This is a genomic window from Paenibacillus puerhi, from assembly GCF_009846885.1.
Lineage (GTDB): Bacteria > Bacillota > Bacilli > Paenibacillales > NBRC-103111 > Paenibacillus_G > Paenibacillus_G puerhi.
Window position 1 is genome coordinate 16,120 of the sequence record NZ_WUWM01000043.1, and the last position, 17,198, is coordinate 33,317.

Annotated in this window: 12 protein-coding genes; 10 read left to right on the forward strand and 2 right to left on the reverse strand. The window is 55.8% G+C overall.

Annotated elements, in window-relative coordinates; genetic code table 11:
* Positions 1 to 88: 88 nt before the first annotated feature.
* A complete protein-coding gene (locus tag GSF01_RS30125) occupies positions 89 to 214 on the forward strand; it encodes a hypothetical protein (RefSeq protein ID WP_268893744.1) in 126 nt (41 codons plus the stop codon).
* Positions 215 to 642: 428 nt separating this feature from the next.
* Here the strand turns inward: GSF01_RS30125 and GSF01_RS26675 are convergent, their stop codons facing one another.
* A complete protein-coding gene (locus tag GSF01_RS26675; protein ID WP_159888310.1) occupies positions 643 to 2,901 on the reverse strand; it encodes an FAD-dependent oxidoreductase in 2,259 nt (752 codons plus the stop codon).
* A 128-nt stretch (positions 2,902 to 3,029) separates the two neighbouring features.
* On the opposite strand from GSF01_RS26675, the gene GSF01_RS26680 reads away from it, so the two are divergent.
* From GSF01_RS26680 to GSF01_RS26700, 5 genes are all read left to right on the forward strand, one after another.
* On the forward strand, positions 3,030 to 3,896 hold the full coding sequence (locus tag GSF01_RS26680; protein ID WP_159888311.1) for a helix-turn-helix domain-containing protein: 867 nt from the start codon (positions 3,030 to 3,032) through the stop codon (positions 3,894 to 3,896).
* A 163-nt stretch (positions 3,897 to 4,059) separates the two neighbouring features.
* The gene (locus GSF01_RS26685; RefSeq protein WP_159888312.1) at positions 4,060 to 5,058 is read left to right on the forward strand and encodes a Gfo/Idh/MocA family protein; all 999 of its coding nucleotides are present in this window, start codon (positions 4,060 to 4,062) and stop codon (positions 5,056 to 5,058) included.
* Positions 5,059 to 5,445: 387 nt separating this feature from the next.
* Positions 5,446 to 6,897, forward strand: coding sequence for an RtcB family protein (locus GSF01_RS26690; RefSeq protein ID WP_159888313.1), 1,452 nt, complete (start codon positions 5,446 to 5,448; stop codon positions 6,895 to 6,897).
* Positions 6,894 to 8,186 (forward strand): AAA family ATPase, encoded by a 1,293-nt coding sequence (locus tag GSF01_RS26695; protein ID WP_159888314.1) that lies wholly within the window; start codon positions 6,894 to 6,896, stop codon positions 8,184 to 8,186. Before GSF01_RS26690 ends, GSF01_RS26695 begins: the two co-directional genes overlap by 4 nt.
* A 107-nt stretch (positions 8,187 to 8,293) precedes the next feature.
* On the forward strand, positions 8,294 to 9,076 hold the full coding sequence (locus tag GSF01_RS26700; RefSeq protein ID WP_159888315.1) for an alpha/beta hydrolase: 783 nt from the start codon (positions 8,294 to 8,296) through the stop codon (positions 9,074 to 9,076).
* A 99-nt stretch (positions 9,077 to 9,175) separates the two neighbouring features.
* Here GSF01_RS26700 and trxB read toward each other — a convergent pair whose 3' ends face one another.
* Positions 9,176 to 10,123: a thioredoxin-disulfide reductase gene (gene trxB / locus GSF01_RS26705; protein ID WP_159888316.1), complete on the reverse strand. Its 948-nt coding sequence runs from the start codon at positions 10,121 to 10,123 to the stop codon at positions 9,176 to 9,178.
* Positions 10,124 to 10,397: 274 nt separating this feature from the next.
* Between trxB and GSF01_RS26710 the strand changes: the two genes are divergently transcribed.
* From GSF01_RS26710 to GSF01_RS26725, 4 genes are all read left to right on the forward strand, one after another.
* Complete coding sequence (locus tag GSF01_RS26710) at positions 10,398 to 11,258, forward strand: sugar phosphate isomerase/epimerase family protein (protein ID WP_159888317.1); 861 nt, start codon at positions 10,398 to 10,400, stop codon at positions 11,256 to 11,258.
* Between the two features lie 95 nt (positions 11,259 to 11,353).
* On the forward strand, positions 11,354 to 12,238 hold the full coding sequence (locus GSF01_RS26715; protein ID WP_159888318.1) for an AraC family transcriptional regulator: 885 nt from the start codon (positions 11,354 to 11,356) through the stop codon (positions 12,236 to 12,238).
* A gap of 103 nt (positions 12,239 to 12,341) precedes the next feature.
* Positions 12,342 to 13,424: a Gfo/Idh/MocA family protein gene (locus GSF01_RS26720; RefSeq protein ID WP_159888319.1), complete on the forward strand. Its 1,083-nt coding sequence runs from the start codon at positions 12,342 to 12,344 to the stop codon at positions 13,422 to 13,424.
* A 535-nt stretch (positions 13,425 to 13,959) separates the two neighbouring features.
* Positions 13,960 to 17,115: a non-contractile tail sheath protein gene (locus tag GSF01_RS26725; protein ID WP_159888320.1), complete on the forward strand. Its 3,156-nt coding sequence runs from the start codon at positions 13,960 to 13,962 to the stop codon at positions 17,113 to 17,115.
* Positions 17,116 to 17,198: the final 83 nt, after the last annotated feature.

A 17,198-nucleotide genomic window follows, 5' to 3' on the forward strand; every position in this document is an offset into this window, starting at 1 on the left:
GTGTCTCCTCCTCTGGGTATGAAGTTCTGTTAGTTATTACCCCGATCGAGCCGAGTAGATTCACGAACAAGAGGAGGGCAGGACATAGATGGACCGGCAGGTGTGGAAAATAGGGGCTGGAGCGGCAAAAGACCCGCGCGGGGAGGCGGCTTGCGGGCCGCTTATCCGCGAGTGTCCGGCGAATGTCCGGCAACAGGCTAGTAGAGCGAACTGAAAGAAAGGTAATCATGGAGCAACATAGGAGCGGCGTCGGGGTTACGGTTAACGGACATTTTCTTTATACGATTATTCGTACAAAAATGGCTCATTTTTACCTTAGGCAGGAATGTATGTACGATTTTTCATATAAAACGCAAGCTTCGAGCAACGATATGCGCCTCTTTATACGATTTTTCGCACAAAAACGGCTCACTTTCACCTTAGGCGGGGATATATGTACGGTTTTTCGTATAAAATCGTTAGCGTTGGGATTGACTTGGATATGAGTGCAAGAGACATAATCCGTTAGCCGATCCTGATACCGATGCAGGTATAGGGGACAAGCAACGTTACTTCGGGAACGTTCTACAGGGGCAGCCCAACAAGTCTGGCCGTACCTCTCTCAGAAGTACGGCCAGACTTATGAGTAAAAAGCGTCTTAGGCTACGCGTATGCCCGAATCTCCACGACCTCGGCCCGCGGGGCGCCATGGGTCGATTCGATCACCAGCCGGATTGCCTCGCAGGGTCCTGGATTGCCCAGGAGATGCACCCGTTTGCGTTTACGGTTGCCTTGCTCGTAGACAAGGGTTTGCCAGTGTCCGCCGATCAGGGCTTCGATCCGGTAATCCTTGACCAGCTCGGGGATGATTTCGAAGTCGGTACGGTGATGGTGCAGGTTGATCAGGTCCTCATTCACATCGTCGTTGAAAATGAGCTCTACGCGGCCAAGCTGCTGCGGATCGTCCCAGCGAAGCTCCAGCCACTCGGGCTTGCCCGGCGCCAAGGATTCCGAGCTCCACAGATGCGGTCCGCCGTATGGCCGGTTGTACCCGTCGGTGACGCATTCGGGGCGGAATGCTTGCGTTGGCGCTTCGGCCGCCAGGCGGAAGCAGAACGGCTGCCGGGCCAAGCGGCGCATGCTCCATTTCACAATCGGCTGCTCGGGCGAATGATCCTCAAGCGTCGAAGCCGCGGCATGGGCTTTCTGCTCGTAGAAGGGCAGCACGCCGGACTGAGGCTCGTCGGACAGGTGGACGGCAGCATGGGCATTGGCCCGGATGATGATAAAGGCATTCTGCGCCTGCTCCGGAGCCCACGCGAGGTCGAAGCGCACCCATTGCTCCCGTCCGGCGGAGACGCTCGCGGAAGCGGAGGCTTGCAGGGTATGCGGGACATAATTCTCGCCGCGTCCGGTATCCCAGGCTTCAACGGTCAGCGTGGTATCCTGCTCGGCATCGAGGAGCAGCTCCAGCCCGTTCAGCGCGGGATCGACGGGAAGCAGCAGAGCCACATCGCCGGAAGCGAGCGGATAAGTCCCGGCAGAGCGAGTGACGGCAAGCCGGGTCAGCGTGCTGGAGGCTGACGCTTGGGCCCGCTTCGCCAGATCGAGCGGGTCCTGTCCGGCGATACCGATGAGGGAAGCATCCTGACGGAGCAAGGTTTGCAGCAGCTCCTCCAGATGCTCCGCATGCAGCGTGCGCGGCGAGACTTTCTTTTGTACGCACAGCGCCGCCCCGGTTCCTGCCGCTTCCCCGCCTACTGCGCAGGTAGCCATAACGCGCGTCGTGCCGAAGGCGACATGGGTCGCGCTGATGTTGCGCCCGGCGAACAGCAGGTTGCTCACATTGACCGAGTACAGCGAGCGGAACGGGATATGATAGATGCCGTCGGCATGCAGGTGCTTCGAGCCGCTCTCGGTGGAAAATACCCCTTGCGGCGGATGAAGATCGATCGACCAGCCGCCGAAGCCTATGCGGTCCTCGAACGGACGCTGAGCGAGAATATCATGCTGGTTCAGCACATAATCTCCGACGAAGCGGCGGTATTCCCGTTTGCCCGGCAGCGAGCCGACCCATTCCAGAGTCATATTCTCGGAGTCGAAGTTGCCGGAGTTTTTGATATAATCCCAGATGCCGTAAATCACCGCCCACAGCTCATCGCGGATGCGTTCGTTGTCATGCACCGTGTCGAGCTCGCCGCCCCACTCGATCCACCAGTAGGCGCAGCCGTTGTCGCCGCTTTTGATGATGCGCTTCAATGGAATATTCGTGCTCGCGATATCGATGGCGAAGGAGGGCTTGTGGTACTTGACGGGATGCCCGGCATCCTTCGTATAGAACAGCAGCGTGCTGCCAAGCGTAATGTCGTCAGCGACCTCGGGCGCCCAATCCTCGTTATATTCACTGCGGGCTTCGCGTCCGATCCGGTACTTGGCGCCCGCCAGGAAGCCGACCAGACCGTCGCCCGTGCAGTCGAGGAACACTTCGCTTTCCAGGCGGATACGGCGTTCGGAGCCCATCATCCAGCCCGTTACCGACAGGATACGACGGTCGTCGGCATCGCCCTCCGCTTCCACCTCATGTACATCCGTATTCAGCAGCAGCCGGATATTCGGCTCGGCCCGGACGGCCTCCAGCAGGACGAGGTCCCAGAAATACGGGTTGCCGTCGATATTGCGGAACTGGTTCTCCACAAACAGCTCGCCCATGATGCCGGTCTCCCGCGCGTAGCGGTTTGTTCCGTGAGCGGTTGCTCCGCATACCCAGACGCGCACCTCGCTGCTGGAGTTTCCTCCAAGCACCGGACGGTTATGAACCAGGACGACCGACTGGCCCAGTCTGGCGGCTGCGATGGCTGCGCTGATCCCGGATAGTCCCCCGCCTACTACGGTAATATCGGCTTTTATCGTTTCCTGAAGCATAGTGAACACCTCTTCTGGATTAGTATGATATCTATAATTTCATAATAGAACATTCATAAATCCGATGTAATGCATGGAATTTCAAAATGGTTTATACTTAATTTCAAATAAAGAGGGAGGCGCTGCCTGTGCGAAATGTCCGGCTGATATCCCATATGTATTGGCATCGCAAGCACCAATTCGCCTTAGAGTACGATACGTACCGGTATTGGACGATGTTTGTCCCGGAGGAAGGCCGCTTTGCCTTCCGGATCGGCGGGCATGCGGGCGAGGCGGGCGCAGGGGATGTGGTCCTCTGCCCGCCGAAGGTTCGTTTCCACCGGCAGGTGGTGGAGCCGGTGTCGTTTCATTTCCTCCATCTGGAGCTGGAGGAGCAGGCAAGGGAGGACGCGGATGGATCATCCGGAAGTTCCCGGGCTGTCAGCTCGCTCTCCGGCCGAGCCGCCGATGAGGCGGCAGCATCGCTGCCCGATATGGCGGGCCGGTGGACATTTCGGGACAAGCAGCGGCTGGCCGCCGATTGCATGCTGCTGCACGGCAGAGGAGGGGGGACGCCGGAAGACGTCGAGCTGCTGAAGCGTCATGCCGTAAACGACATATGGCTGTGGACGCTGCTGGAAAAGGCTCCAGAGTCCCCGGAGCAGCCGTCCGGGGATTCCCTGCCGCCATCCGGCGATCCCTTGATGGACCGGGCAAGGAGCTATATGGCCCGTCATGCCTGCGAGACGCTGCAGCTTCGCGAGCTCGCCGAGCTGCTGCACATGACGCCGGTCCAGCTCACGAGGCGGTTCCGGGCCGCTTTCGCCATGACCCCGATCGAGTATGTGACAGAGCTGCGTCTGGCCCGAACTTGCCGTCTGCTGGAAGAAACATCGCTGAGCCTGGAGCAGATGGCTCCCCAATGCGGCTATGAGAACGGCTACTACCTCAGCCGCGTCTTCTCCAAGAAGAAGGGCATGTCTCCTTCCGCTTATCGGAAGCTGCACCGGATATGAGCGGCTGCTAGACTCGCTGGAGGATTTGCACCCGAGTACAAGTCGTCTGTAGTCATGCTTCTGGAGTGGATCCCTTTCAAGAGAAGGTCGTGTTACAATAGGTAAAGTGTGCAAGGCAAAGGCAAAGCAAGCAGAAAATCAGGCGCAAAAGGACGGGTGAAGGATGGACGGGAACAAGGGGAGTAAGATCAGATTCGGGATTATCGGCTGCGGCAATGTCACCGAAGTAAAGAGCGGGCCCGGCTTTCAAAAAGCCGAGGGCTCGGAGCTCGTCGCCGTGATGCGGCGAAGCGGGGAGCTGGCTGAGGATTATGCCCGCAGGCATGGAGTGCCGAGGTGGTATACGGATGCACAGGCGCTGATCGACGACCCGGAGGTGGACGCCGTCTACATAGCGACGCCGCCCGGCTCGCATCTGGCTTACACGCTGGCGGCGGCCAAGGCCGGCAAGCCGGTCTATGTCGAGAAGCCGATGGCGCTGAACGAGGCGGAGTGCCAGCAGATGATCGCCGCTTGCCGCGAGGCGCAGGTGCCGCTCTACGTAGCCTATTACCGCCGGGGACTGCCCCGATTTCTCAAGATCAAGGAGCTGCTGGAAGCCGGGGCCATCGGCGAGGTGCGCTTCGTCTCGACCGTTCAGCTGCAGCCCTCGCCTCAGCTTCAGGACGGCAAGGTTCCGTGGCGTCTGCAGCCCGAGCAGTCGGGCGGCGGCCTGTTCTTCGACCTGGCCAGCCATACGCTGGATGTGCTGGACTTCCTGCTGGGCCCAATCGTGGAGGCCAAGGGGCTGGCTGCCAATCAGGAGGGCCGCTTCGCAGGCGTAGAGGACACCGTGACCGGCACGTACCGGTTCGAGAGCGGCGTTCAGGGCAGCGGAAGCTGGTGCTTTTCCGCCTATGCTTATGAGGACCGCAATGAGATCATAGGGTCCAAGGGCAAGCTCGTATTCTCTACGTTCGGCCATGAGCCGATCCGGCTGGAGACGGCGGAGGGCGTGCAGTCGCTGGCATTCGACGCTCCCGCTCATATCCAGCAGCCGCTCATCCAGACGATGGTGAACGAACTGCTCGGTACCGGGCGCTGTGCCAGCACCGGCGAATCGGCCGCCCGGACCAGCCGGGTACTGGATGAGCTGACCCGCGGATTTTATTCGCGTCCATGACGGGAACCCGCAAGAGGACCACGGCAGCACAGCCTGGCTTGGTAACCACGCAAGCCGGAAAGCTTTTGTAAAACGGTTTTTTCCCGAGCGCTTTTCGGGGCGGCAGGCTATACTGAGTTTACATTCTGATGAAAAGGAGGCCGATCGACATGATTGACGTTTTGCTGAGTACCTTGCATCCTATGGACTTAATCTCATACGCGGGCGCGTCGCATCGGCCTTGCCGGACCACATAGAACCAGGGCTTATCCCGGGGCAGGGGAAGGCCGTGCATCTGCTGCTGCGCCCGCTCCTTACCCGATTCAGCCGCTTGTTCTTTATAACCGTAGGCGATGAGGCTTACGGTTATTTGTGTTATCCGATTACAGAGAGGAATGTATACATTATATGATAGTTCGACCTTACACAGAGCAGGCTGAGGAAGCCTGCTACCGAGAACTGCAGCTGCCTGCGGGCAAGCTGCATGTATATGCGAGCGAGGAAATATTCCGTTCGCTGGATTACCGGGTTTTCGCCATGGCTAATAACAATTTGCAAATTCCAGGCTTGACCTATATGAGCTACACCCCGGACGTGCATGTCGGGGAAGGGACCTGCATCGGCACGACGGCGGTCTGGAATACCGATGGAGGCTATGTATCCCCATCGATCGTCGGCAGCGATATCGGCTGCGGGATGAGGCTGCATCTGACCAATATGCATCGCGACGAGCTGCGGGACATCCGACTGCGCCGCAAGCTGGTGCGGGCCATCGATCACTATTTGCCTGCCGAAGAGCATGCGAGGGGGCATTACTCGGACATTCGGCTGGAGCATGTTCTGATCAAAGGACTGCGCGGTCTTCCGAACAAATACGTGCCGGACCATTACACGCCCAAGCAATCGACGTCGCTTACCCATGTGGAGTGTGCCCGGTATCGCTTCGACGAAGGCGTGCTTGACCGGTTCCCCGACCGGGTATGGCATCGTGCGCATCGCCAGTTGGGGACGCTCGGCGGAGGTAATCACTTTGCCGAGCTGCAGGCAGTAGAGATCGATGAGCGCAGCCGGGAGCTGGCGGAGCGCTGGGGACTTTTTGATGGCCAGGTAGTCGTCATGATCCACTCCGGCTCCCGTGCCTGGGGCGGCGCGGTGAGCCGGTACGGCACGACCGAGCTGCTGAAGGTGATGCGCAGGCTTGGCCTTGGCACGGCCGACCCTAAGCTGGTCTATGCGCCGCTCTCCGACCCATCCGCACAGGCTTATGTGCAGCTGCTGTATTCCGCGTTGAACTATGCGGTCGCAAGCCGCCACCTGATCGCCTACGCGATCCGACAAGCTTGCCGGGAGGTGCTCGGAACGGCGTTCGAGATGCGGACGCTGTACGACCTGATGCACAATTATGCTTGGGAGGAGCAACATGACGGCAGCTCGCGCTTCATCCACCGCAAAGGAGCCACCCGAGCGCTGCCGGCTCAGCATCCCGACAATCCTTCGCCCTATCTGGAGACCGGCCATCCGGCCCTGATCCCCGGCTCGATGGGGACCAGCTCGTATATTATGGTGGGCCAGCCGGGGGGACGCGATAATTATTATTCGATCTGCCATGGCGCCGGCCGTATTCGTTCGCGGAGCGCGACGAAGAAGCTGGTGTCGGTCCGGGACTTTGCGGCCGCTCTGGGCGTAGGGACCGAAGACGAGGTGGTGGTCAATCACCGTTCGTTGGATGCGCTCGTAGATGAATCGCCTCAGGCTTACAAGGATGTGGATCAAATTATCGATAGCGTTGCAGGGGCCGGTCTGGCTGTACCTGTAGCTGCATGCCGCCCGCTGGCGACTATCAAGGGGGTTTCGTCATGAGTCATAAGGAAGTCAATCGCCGTACGGAAGCTTTATTTATAGCAGCTGAGGCGTATGAGGATGTGTTGTACCGGATCCGCTTCGAATTGTCAGAGCTGTACGGATATGCGTTCGATGCCTATGTATGCGATGACGGAAGCGAGGATTACTGGCAGCTGCTGGAGCAGGATATCCGCACCGGGTATGAAGGCGCGGAGCATGTGGCGCGTATCTTCGATTTTGTCGAGTCCCGTGCCTTCGCTGTCGATTCGGATATCGCCGGCGGGGAAGAGGAAGGCGGGCGCTTCCGCGTCTACAGCTCGCTGCGCAACAATGTGTATGCTTATCCGGCCTGGGGCGTGGCGCTCGCCCGGGTGCCGGTGTTCCGCCAGCATGGCCTTAGCTGCGAGGATTTTTTATTTGCCCGCAACGATCAGGCTGTACAAGCGTTCCTCGGTTTCACGGCGAAGCGCCGCAGGGAGCAGGACCGCCGTCAGGTGACGGTGTTCACGGATACGAGGGATGGCATGGAGCGGCAGATCGAGCCGATTACCCGCGCTGTCGAACGGGAAGATGTCATCATGAACGAAGAGCTGAAGACGGAGATTTTTCGGGCCATCGATCAGTTTTTTGCCGGGGACCGGACGTTCTATCAGAAGTACGAGGTGCCTTACAAACGGGGGATTCTGCTGTACGGTAAGCCAGGCAACGGGAAAACGACGCTGGTCAAATCGATTGCGGGCAGCGTGCGCGCGCCTGTCGCCTACTGGCAGCTTACGGAGCATACGAGCAGCGCGTCGATCCAGGAGGTGTTCCAAGCCGCGGTCGCGATGGCGCCGATGGTATTGGTGGCGGAGGATATCGATTCGATGCCGCAGCATGCGCGGTCTTTTTTCCTGAACACGCTGGACGGAGCTACCTCCAAGGAAGGCATCTTCCTGATCGGGACGACCAACTTCCCGGAGCAGATCGATCCGGCCCTGATGAATCGTGCCGGGCGATTCGACCGGGCCTACGAGATTACGCTTCCGGATGAGGAGCTGCGCCTCGTTTATCTGCAGCGCAAGCGGTTCGGCCGCCTGATCGGGGAAGAAGCGCTGCCGGAGGCAGCTTTTCTGACCGAGCAGTTTACTTTCGCTCAATTGAACGAGCTGTATGTATCCGCTGCGCTGCAATGGCATACCGAAGGCCGAGCCGACCTGCCCGCGCTGATCCGCAACATGAGGCAGGAGCTGGATAAGAGCCGGCGGCAAGCCTGGCTGAGGGATAAGCCGGAGGCCGCGGTAGGCTTTCTGGCAAGCGGGCATTAGTCCGAGCGGCGCAGCGTAGTTCATCGATGTTCTTTTTCTTGCATGATCCATTTTTCCATAAGAGTATGATAGAAGTAGAGAGGAAAGATGGAGAGGATGCGAGGTTGATGCAAACAAGGTTTGATGTGAGCTACGCCATGACGATGTCCGAGACAAGAGTTCTTGATCTCTGGCTGCCTGAGGACACCCAAAGGAATGGGGCGGCGATCCTGTTCATTCACGGAGGAGCCTGGATCAAGGGGAACAAGAAACAGTTTCAAGAGGTGGCTGAGTGGTTCTGCCAACGGGGGTTTGTGTGTGCTTCCATGAAATACCGGTTCAGCGACCAGTATAACTACCCGGCCGCGGTAGAGGATGCCAGGCTCGCGATGCAATTTCTGCGCAGCCAAGCGTCTGATCTTGGATTTGATCCGGAGCGGCTCGCAGCGGTCGGCTCCTCGGCCGGGGGTTATCTGGCTGCGATGCTGGCCTTGATCGGGCTCGAGGATGAGCTGGGCCATACCGAGGAACTGCAATCACGGCATACGCAGCCCAATGCAGTGGCGTTGTACTGTCCGGTCACGACTCTTCATGGAGGCCAGGACTTTGTTCGTGACTTTATGGGCGTATCGGAGGCCGAGGCGCCGGAGCTTTATCGCGAGGCGTCGCCGGTGGATCGTATCCAAGGCGGGGAGCCGCCATTCCTGATCGTACAGGGCGATGCGGATACTCTGACGCCGCTGGAGGAAGCGGTCGTGTTCACCCGGAAGCTTCAGGCTGCAGGCTCGCACGCCGAGCTGACGATATTGCCCGGTGTCGGACACGGCTTCGGCTACGGGATCGGTACAGAAGCGCAGAAGGCGGCTTGCGAGGCGATCTTGGCTTTCTTCGAATCGACGCTGGTGCGCTAGCTAAGAAATAAGCTGCAAAAAAAGGAGTGACGGACCTGTGAATCGAAGGTCCGCACTCCTTTTTCAATAGCTTTCCGCGCTGCCTGTTCTTCCGGCTGCTTACAGGCTGACGCTCCACTCATGCACCATATGTCCGTCGAGGAATTTCTCGGCCTCGAGCGCGGCCATGCAGCCGCTACCGGCTGCGGTAATCGCTTGGCGGTACTTGCTGTCCTGCACGTCCCCGCAGGCGAACACGCCTTCGATATTGGTCTGCGCGGTACCCGGCTGAACCAAGATGTAGCCGACGTCGTCGGTCCGGATCTGGCCGTTCAGGAAGCCGGTATTCGGCTTGTGGCCGATGGCCACGAAGATGCCGTCGGTTTCGATCACTTCCTCGGCCCCGGTCTCGTTGTTGCGCACCTTCAGGCCGGTTACGCCTCTATCGCCGGAGATGACCTCAAGCGGGGTCCGATTCAGATTCCATTTGATCTTCTCGTTTTCTCTGGCACGGTCCTGCATGATCTTGGAGGCGCGCAGCTCATTGCGCCGATTGACGATGGTGACTTCGGAAGCGAAGCGGGTCAGGAAGTTCGCTTCCTCCATGGCCGAGTCGCCGCCGCCGACTACAATAATTTTTTTGCCGCGGAAGAAGAACCCGTCACAGGTCGCGCATGTGCTGACGCCCCGCCCGATGCTTTCCTTCTCGTTCGCAATGCCGAGCAGCTTAGCTGAAGCGCCTGTCGAAATAATAAGGCTGTCGGCGATCAGCTCGCCCATGCCCTCTACGTTCAGCTTGAACGGACGCTGGGACAGATCCGCGCTGTTCACCCAGCCGGTTTTGAATTCGGCGCCGAACCGCTCCGCCTGCTTGCGCATATTGGCCATCAGCTCAGGGCCCAGGATGCCTTCGGGGAAGCCGGGGAAGTTCTCCACCTCCGTAGTGGTGGTCAGCTGGCCGCCGGGCTCGGGTCCTTCGATAACGAGGGGGTTCAGGCCCGCGCGCGCCAGGTAAATAGCCGTCGTCAATCCGGCCGGACCGGTGCCGATGATGATCGATTTATACATATAAATTTCCTCCGCTTCCTAAGTTATGTAGAGCTTATGTTCTTCAGTATACCATTCTCCTATTTCTCGGTCATGAGTGCTGCATGAGAATTTGATGAAGATCGGATGAAGAAGGGAAGGTGTGCGGACGGATTGCGTAAAAAATGTTAAACGTCTTCGAAAGATCGGTCAACATCCTTGCCGGTAAAGTTGCTATAGTAAGAAAAAAGCGACGGTCAGGCGCATGCTGGGAAGGTGATGGCAGCCCTTCGACCGCTCAAGGAGGCCTCTCTTCATGAAATTCGCGGCATTCAGCGGTGTATTCATCGATTACAGTATACAGGAAGCGCTTCGGATGACCCGGCAGCTCGGTCTGGACGGGCTGGAAATCGCAGCTCGCGAGCCCCATCTGTCGGCGACGATGAGCGCGCAGCGCGTCAAGGAAATTCGCTCCGTTGCCGACGGCTACGGACTTGAGCTTCCCGCGATCGCCGGCTACATGGGCGGCTTCTCCACGGGCAGCGATAAGGAATGCGAGCAGGCGTACGAGGAATTCTGCCGCTTCCTGCCGATCGCGGGAGAGCTGGGGGCTTCGATGCTGCGGGTAGGCGCAGGCGGTCCGAATGCCTTCCTGGCTAAGGACTATCACTACGCCAAAGCGGCCTACTGGTTAAGTCGTTGTGCCGAGGAGGCGGCCAAGCAGCAGGTTCGCGTCATTCTGGAGATTCATAACATTTCGCTGGTCGAGACGGCAGAGGACAGTCTCCGGCTGGCGGAGCTGATCGGCCAGCCGAATCTCGGCTTCATTCATGATGCGGGCAATATGTATATCACGGATACCGATTACGGGCGGGACTCTGTGCTGGCGCTTGGCAAGCATCTCTTCCACGTTCATGTGAAGGACGAGAAGCGCGTAGACAAAGCCGGAGCGCCGGGCACGTTCGTCAACCGGACGAAGCATGGCGAGGAGAGCTTCCTTCAGTGCCGGATGGGCGAAGGAGGGGCCGATCATGGACCGTTGTTCGAGGCTCTGCATGAGATCGGCTATAACGAATGGATCACGCTGGAGTGCAATGCCCCGTTCCCGGCTTATGAGCGTTTGGAGCATGATTTCCGCTTCGTGAAGGACCTGATCGCCTCCACGAAGGCCAATTAAGTCATATTCGTGTATAAACCGTAAAAAAAGTCGATTGTCTCCCGCCCTTCCTTCTATTATCGTTAAGCCATATCCTATGGGCAGGAGGCAATGGCATGGGCATTCTTTTGTTTCACAGCAAGGACAACCTGAAGGAGGAATTCCCTTTCAGCCTTGTCCGTCATCATTCCCGGGAACTCAAGCAGCCGCTGCATACGCATGATTATATCCAGATTGCCTATGTGCTGCGCGGGACATGCAACCATCAGTTCCGCAACAAATCGCTGACGGTCGGCCGAGGCGACCTGTTTATCATCTCGCCTGGCGTGGAGCATAGTCTGAACTCTATCGAGGACAAGGAGTTCGAGCTGATCCTGCTCGATTTCCTGCCGCTTCTTGTGCATGAGCAGGTGGCGGCGTTCTCCGAGTCGCTCTGGCGGTATGTGCAGCATGCCGAGCCGTCGGAAGCGCTGCAGCCTTGGCTGCATATCGGCAAGAGCAAGCAGCCGCTGGTTGAGCAGTTGATCCAGGATATTCAGGACGAAATCGACCGCAGAGAGCCGGGCTACGAATTTTCGATCCGGATTAACTTGATCAAGCTGCTCATCCTGATCGACCGCGAATACCGGCGCACGCTCCGGCGTCCTGCTGTGCGGACGGCGCTTGGCGAGGCGGAGGAAAGTCCGATTCAGGATGTGGTCCGGTATATTTACGACAATTACAGTCAGGATATTCCACTGGAACAGGGGGCGCATATCGCGAGGATGGCGCCGGCTTATTTCTGCTCCATGTTCAAGAAGGAAACCGGTCAGACGTTCGTCGATTTTCTGCATGAGGTACGGATCGAGCGCGCGAAGGAGCTGATTCGCCGGGATACGCATACGGTGACTCAGATCTGCTTCCAGGTCGGCTTCCATCACCTCAGCCACTTCATCCGCACGTTCAAGAAGCGCACGGGCTTGACGCCGACGGAGTACAAGAAAGCTTTCGGAAACAACTGAAAATAAAGCAACTGGCCGATGAAAATAGCGCAAGAAGACGAATGCCGTTACAGGGTATAGTACCCGTAACGGCATTTATTTTGGGGAAAGAGGGTCGAATGGAATGGAAGAGAAGCGCATTGTAAAGCTGGGCATTATCGGTCAAGGACGGAGCGGACGGGATATTCATGGCCAGCTGCTGGCGCAGATGACGGAGCATTACCGGATCGTGGCCATCGCCGATTCCATCCCTGAGCGTCAGGAGCTGGCCAAGCAGGAGTACGGCTGCAACGTCTATAGCGGGTGGAAAGAGATGGTGGAGCAGGAGGAGCTGGATCTGGTAGTCAACGCGTCGCCCAGCCATCTTCACTTCGAGATTACGCTGGAGCTGCTGAACCGGGGCGTGAACGTTCTGTGCGAGAAGCCGCTGGCCAAAACCCCGGAGGAGGTCGACGAGCTGATCGCCGCTTCGCAGAAATCGGGAGCGGTGCTCGCGGTATTCCAGAACTCCCGCTTCCAGCCGGCTTTCATGCAGATCCGCAAGGTTATCGAATCCGGCGTGCTCGGCCGCATCGTACAGATCGATTTCACCAACAACAACTTTGCCCGCCGATGGGACTGGCAAACGCTGCAGTCGAATAACGGCGGCAACCTGATGAACACAGGCCCGCATCCCGTCGACCAGGCGCTGCAATTTTTCGGGAACGACGCAATGCCGGAGATCACATGTATCATGGACCGCGCGAACACGTTCGGCGATGCGGAGGATTATGTAAAGCTGCTCATGCGCGGACCGGGACGTCCGACGATCGATCTGGAGATTTCCTCCTGCAGCGCCTATCCTCGCGATACGTTTATCGTGCAAGGGACACGCGGGGGACTTCATGGCAGCATGCAGAAGCTGGAGTGGAAGTATTTCAAAGAAGAGGAAGCACCGAGGCAGCAGCTGGTCACCCAGCCGCTCGTCACTGCCGAGGGCAGGCCCGCTTACTGCTCCGAGACGCTGAACTGGCACACCGGCGAATGGACGATGGACCTGCCGGGGGGGCGCAACCTGATGGATTACATGACGGAGCAGCTGTACCTTATGCTCCATCGGCATCTGGTGAACGGCGCTCCGCTCGAGGTTACCCCGCAGCAGGTGCGTCAGCAGATGATGGTGATGGAGGAATGCCGCAGGCAGAATCCTCAGGTTTATGAGGCTTAAATGAAACGAGAATCAAGCAGTCCAGACCCGGATTACTCGGGGAGGGCTGCTTGTTTTTTTGTGTCGGACAGCGGGAAGGCCGGGCTTCTCCATTTCCATTTCATAGGTTCGGCATCGGTCGCAATTCTAAAAAAATCTTAATAAATATCAATTTTTCATTATTTTACCTAAATAACTAGTGTGTTTGTCTATGTATCGACCTATAATGTAGCTTGTTGGATATGTTTAGTAATAACAAATACAACTGTTAACAAAAATGCAGAATATGCAGTCGCCTTGTGAAAGAATAATATTATACATAAGAATAGGAGCGAGTGGGGCATGAGAAAGACTAACCAAACGGTTCTTCCCGCATGTTTACTTCTACTGATACTACGCTTGGCTATAACAACATGACCTATGCGGAAACGGAAGACAGGAAGCCGTTGTATACATTTAACAAAGGTTTTCACTCCACACCATCGCAGGCCAAGAATAGTAGGACGGAAGAAAGTATTCAGGAAATCAACATGAAGTATACAGGCGGTGACAAACGATGAGGGCTTATCGACAATGGATTGCTGTGGTCGTAACAGTCATTCTAGCCATGTCCTTTAGCAATGATCACTCCTCCGCTTCAGCTGAAGAACAAGCATACAAGCTAAAGCCTAAATATCTGATAAACAACTTTAATTTTGATATGATGGCCGCGACCGTCACGGAAGATGAGCATAATTTTGAAACTATCGGTCATTTTCGGACGAGCAAGGATTTTGACGTTATGTATTGGGAGGCGGAAGATGTTCATAGTCATCCGGAGCTCAAATACCCAACAGATCCGGATTATACGAATATCGTACTGGAATATGAGTACGAGATTAGTGGGGATGCCGTGTCTATGGACCAAACTCCCGCGCCCACGCTCACAGTCGTCACAACTGAAGACCGAGCCTACTATGTTCGCTTATGGAACTATGTGGTAAACCGTCCACAGGAGATTTGGGAGCAGGCTATGAGCGAGGAGCTTGAAGTAGACTATGCCTTTCCCGTTGGCCGAGCTGCCGGCACTGCCACTGGCAGCAGGGGGCAAATAAAAATAGATTTTAACAACTTATATGCAGGGTGGGAGCCGTTCATACAGGAGGAGCTTGATGGCGAGGGAACTGTCTGGACGCCTAATCCCGAATGGGTCAAAGTTCCTGTTAATCAGATTAAACGGCTGGAGTGGGCTTTTGTTCCGCAAGAGTACGATTATGACGAGGAAGAGACCATTTATTTCACAGAGTCCAAGCCGTTTAAGGTGAGATTTGAAAATTGGCATGTATCTGGTAATACTTTCTTAATAAACGAGAAACCTGTTGCTCCGGTAGGTAAGGTCAGGATCAGCGATGGTTACGATGACTCGTATAATTTAACCCCCGAGCGCATTGTCAGTGACTATAGCAGACTGGGCTTCGGAGGAATTGTAGATTTTTATGTGGGGGCGTCCCATTACTATGATAAGCGCTACAACGGGCAGGATGGTATGGAGCTCATTCAGGAACATCCGTTCAACCAAGCTTTTGCAAGCTGGTATGGCAGCTATGTAAAGTTATTGGCTGAGCGTAATACCCAGGTGGTTGCTTCTATATCTATGGAGAGTGTAGACGCTCCCGCGTCCTGGTGGCAGAGGACTTGGGATGGCATGGCCGCAGAGACACTCTGGTCGCCAACACCGAAGCTATTGAGTTTTGCGAATGCCGAAGTAAAGGCCTTTTATCAAAAATATGTACTGGGCTTGGCGGAAATTCATGAAAAGCATCAACAAGTACCAATCATACAACTCGGAGAGCCGTGGTGGTGGTATATGGACAGTCTGCCGGGGAGTCCGCCGACCTTCTACGACCAGGCCACCAGGAACATGTACGAGCAGCAATTCGGCCATCCTATGCACGAGTTCCATTCGGTCTATGATTCCAAGTCGGGTCATGAATCGATGTTGAATTGGTTAAGTGCGCAGAATGGGAATTTCTCACTTATGCTGCGGGACACGTTGAAGGGAGCCTATCCTACAGGTCAGTTTACCGTTCTATTATTTATACCCACTGTAGTGGATCCAGAGTTAGCCCCACCGATGATGGGTATTGTGAATTTACCTATCGAACAATGGAAATATCCCAATCTAGATTTTTTTATGATCGAGGACTATGACTATATTATTGCCAATAACATGGAGAAGCATCGGCAAGCCTTGACCGTTGCTCAGCGTAGATTAAATTACCCTCCGGGCAGTATTCATTACCTTGCAGGAGCGGACTCCACTAATAATGACTCCATCTGGAAAAATATCGATCAAGCCATTAGTGACGGCATCAGTATGAACTTTGCGGAAGTTTACTTATGGGCCTATCCTCAGGTAAAGCAGCGTGGCTGGAAGCAACCCACTATCATCAAATCCAGCTTGCCACCCGGCTTGCAAAAAGAAGCGGCACAAGTCAGTCTCAGCTCCGAACAGGCGGATTCCATCATTTATACGATAGATGGCAGAGAACCATCCCTGACCTGGGGCCAGCTGTATGACGGGACGCCTATCCCGATAACAAAGGACACTCGCGTCAGGGCTGCAGCTGTGAAGGGTGGAGAGGTCAGCGCTCCGGTTTATTTCGATTACCTGCTTGATCGCACGCACTATAAATATGATCATTCCAACAGACTGCAATGGCAGACCTTCTTTCAGGATGATCAGAAATACCGGCTATCCTATACCTATGATACCAATGGCAACGAAATGAAAAGCACTGCTAATAAAATTTATAACATGTGGGGCGATCAGAATATTATTCCGGTTATGTCGGACAACATCTCGCCCGACGGAATGGCTAGTGCTAGCAGTTATTTTGGCGACAACTACGCACCCTATAAAGCGTTTGATCACTTGGATCTGGAACAGTCCTGGGTAACCAATGGTGTCGTAGAAGGATGGATCGCTTTTAAATTTCCATCGCCCAAGCAGGTTATTTCCTACAAAATACTGCCTCGGAACGAGATCACCGCCATCAGTGCCTCCCCTAAGTCTTGGACCTTCGAAGGGTTTGACGGCACTCGCTGGAACGTACTATCTGCCGAAACGAATGTGACGGACTGGAAGCTCAGGGACTTCAAAACATTTAATGTCCAGACCGCGGGCAGCTATTCGGAATACAGGATTAACATCACGCAAAATAACGGATATTGGTATACCAGCATAGGTGAAGTCGAAATGACGGAAGGTGACGAGATCGGAACGATCGAGCATAACATTATTCCTGCGATGAACAGCAACGAAAGCGTTTATGGTACAGCGAGCGCGAGCAGCGAATTTGGTCCGAGCTATGCCGCCTATAAAGCATTCGATCATTTCGATTCCGAGCAAAGTTGGATTACTAACGGCTCCATACAAGGCTGGTTGTCCTATCAATTCCCTCTGCCCAAGCTGGTACGCTCCTACAAGATAACGCCTAGATATGACTCGTCTACGTTAGCCTCTGCTCCCAGAAGCTGGACTCTCGAAGGGTTCAATGGCACTAACTGGCGCGTTCTGTCTACGGAGACGGATGTAAGCAACTGGCAGGTTAGCGAGCCGAGAACGTTTACGGTACAAAGTCCGGGCATTTTCAGCAAATATCGTCTGAACATTATCGATAATAACGGGCATTGGTGGACGAGTATCGGGGAACTGGAGATGATGCAGTGAGCTGGATTCAAAGATTACGAAAAATTAATGAAGCAACATCCACTGTAATTGTTACGCCTTTAGCATACGAATTTCGAAGAGAA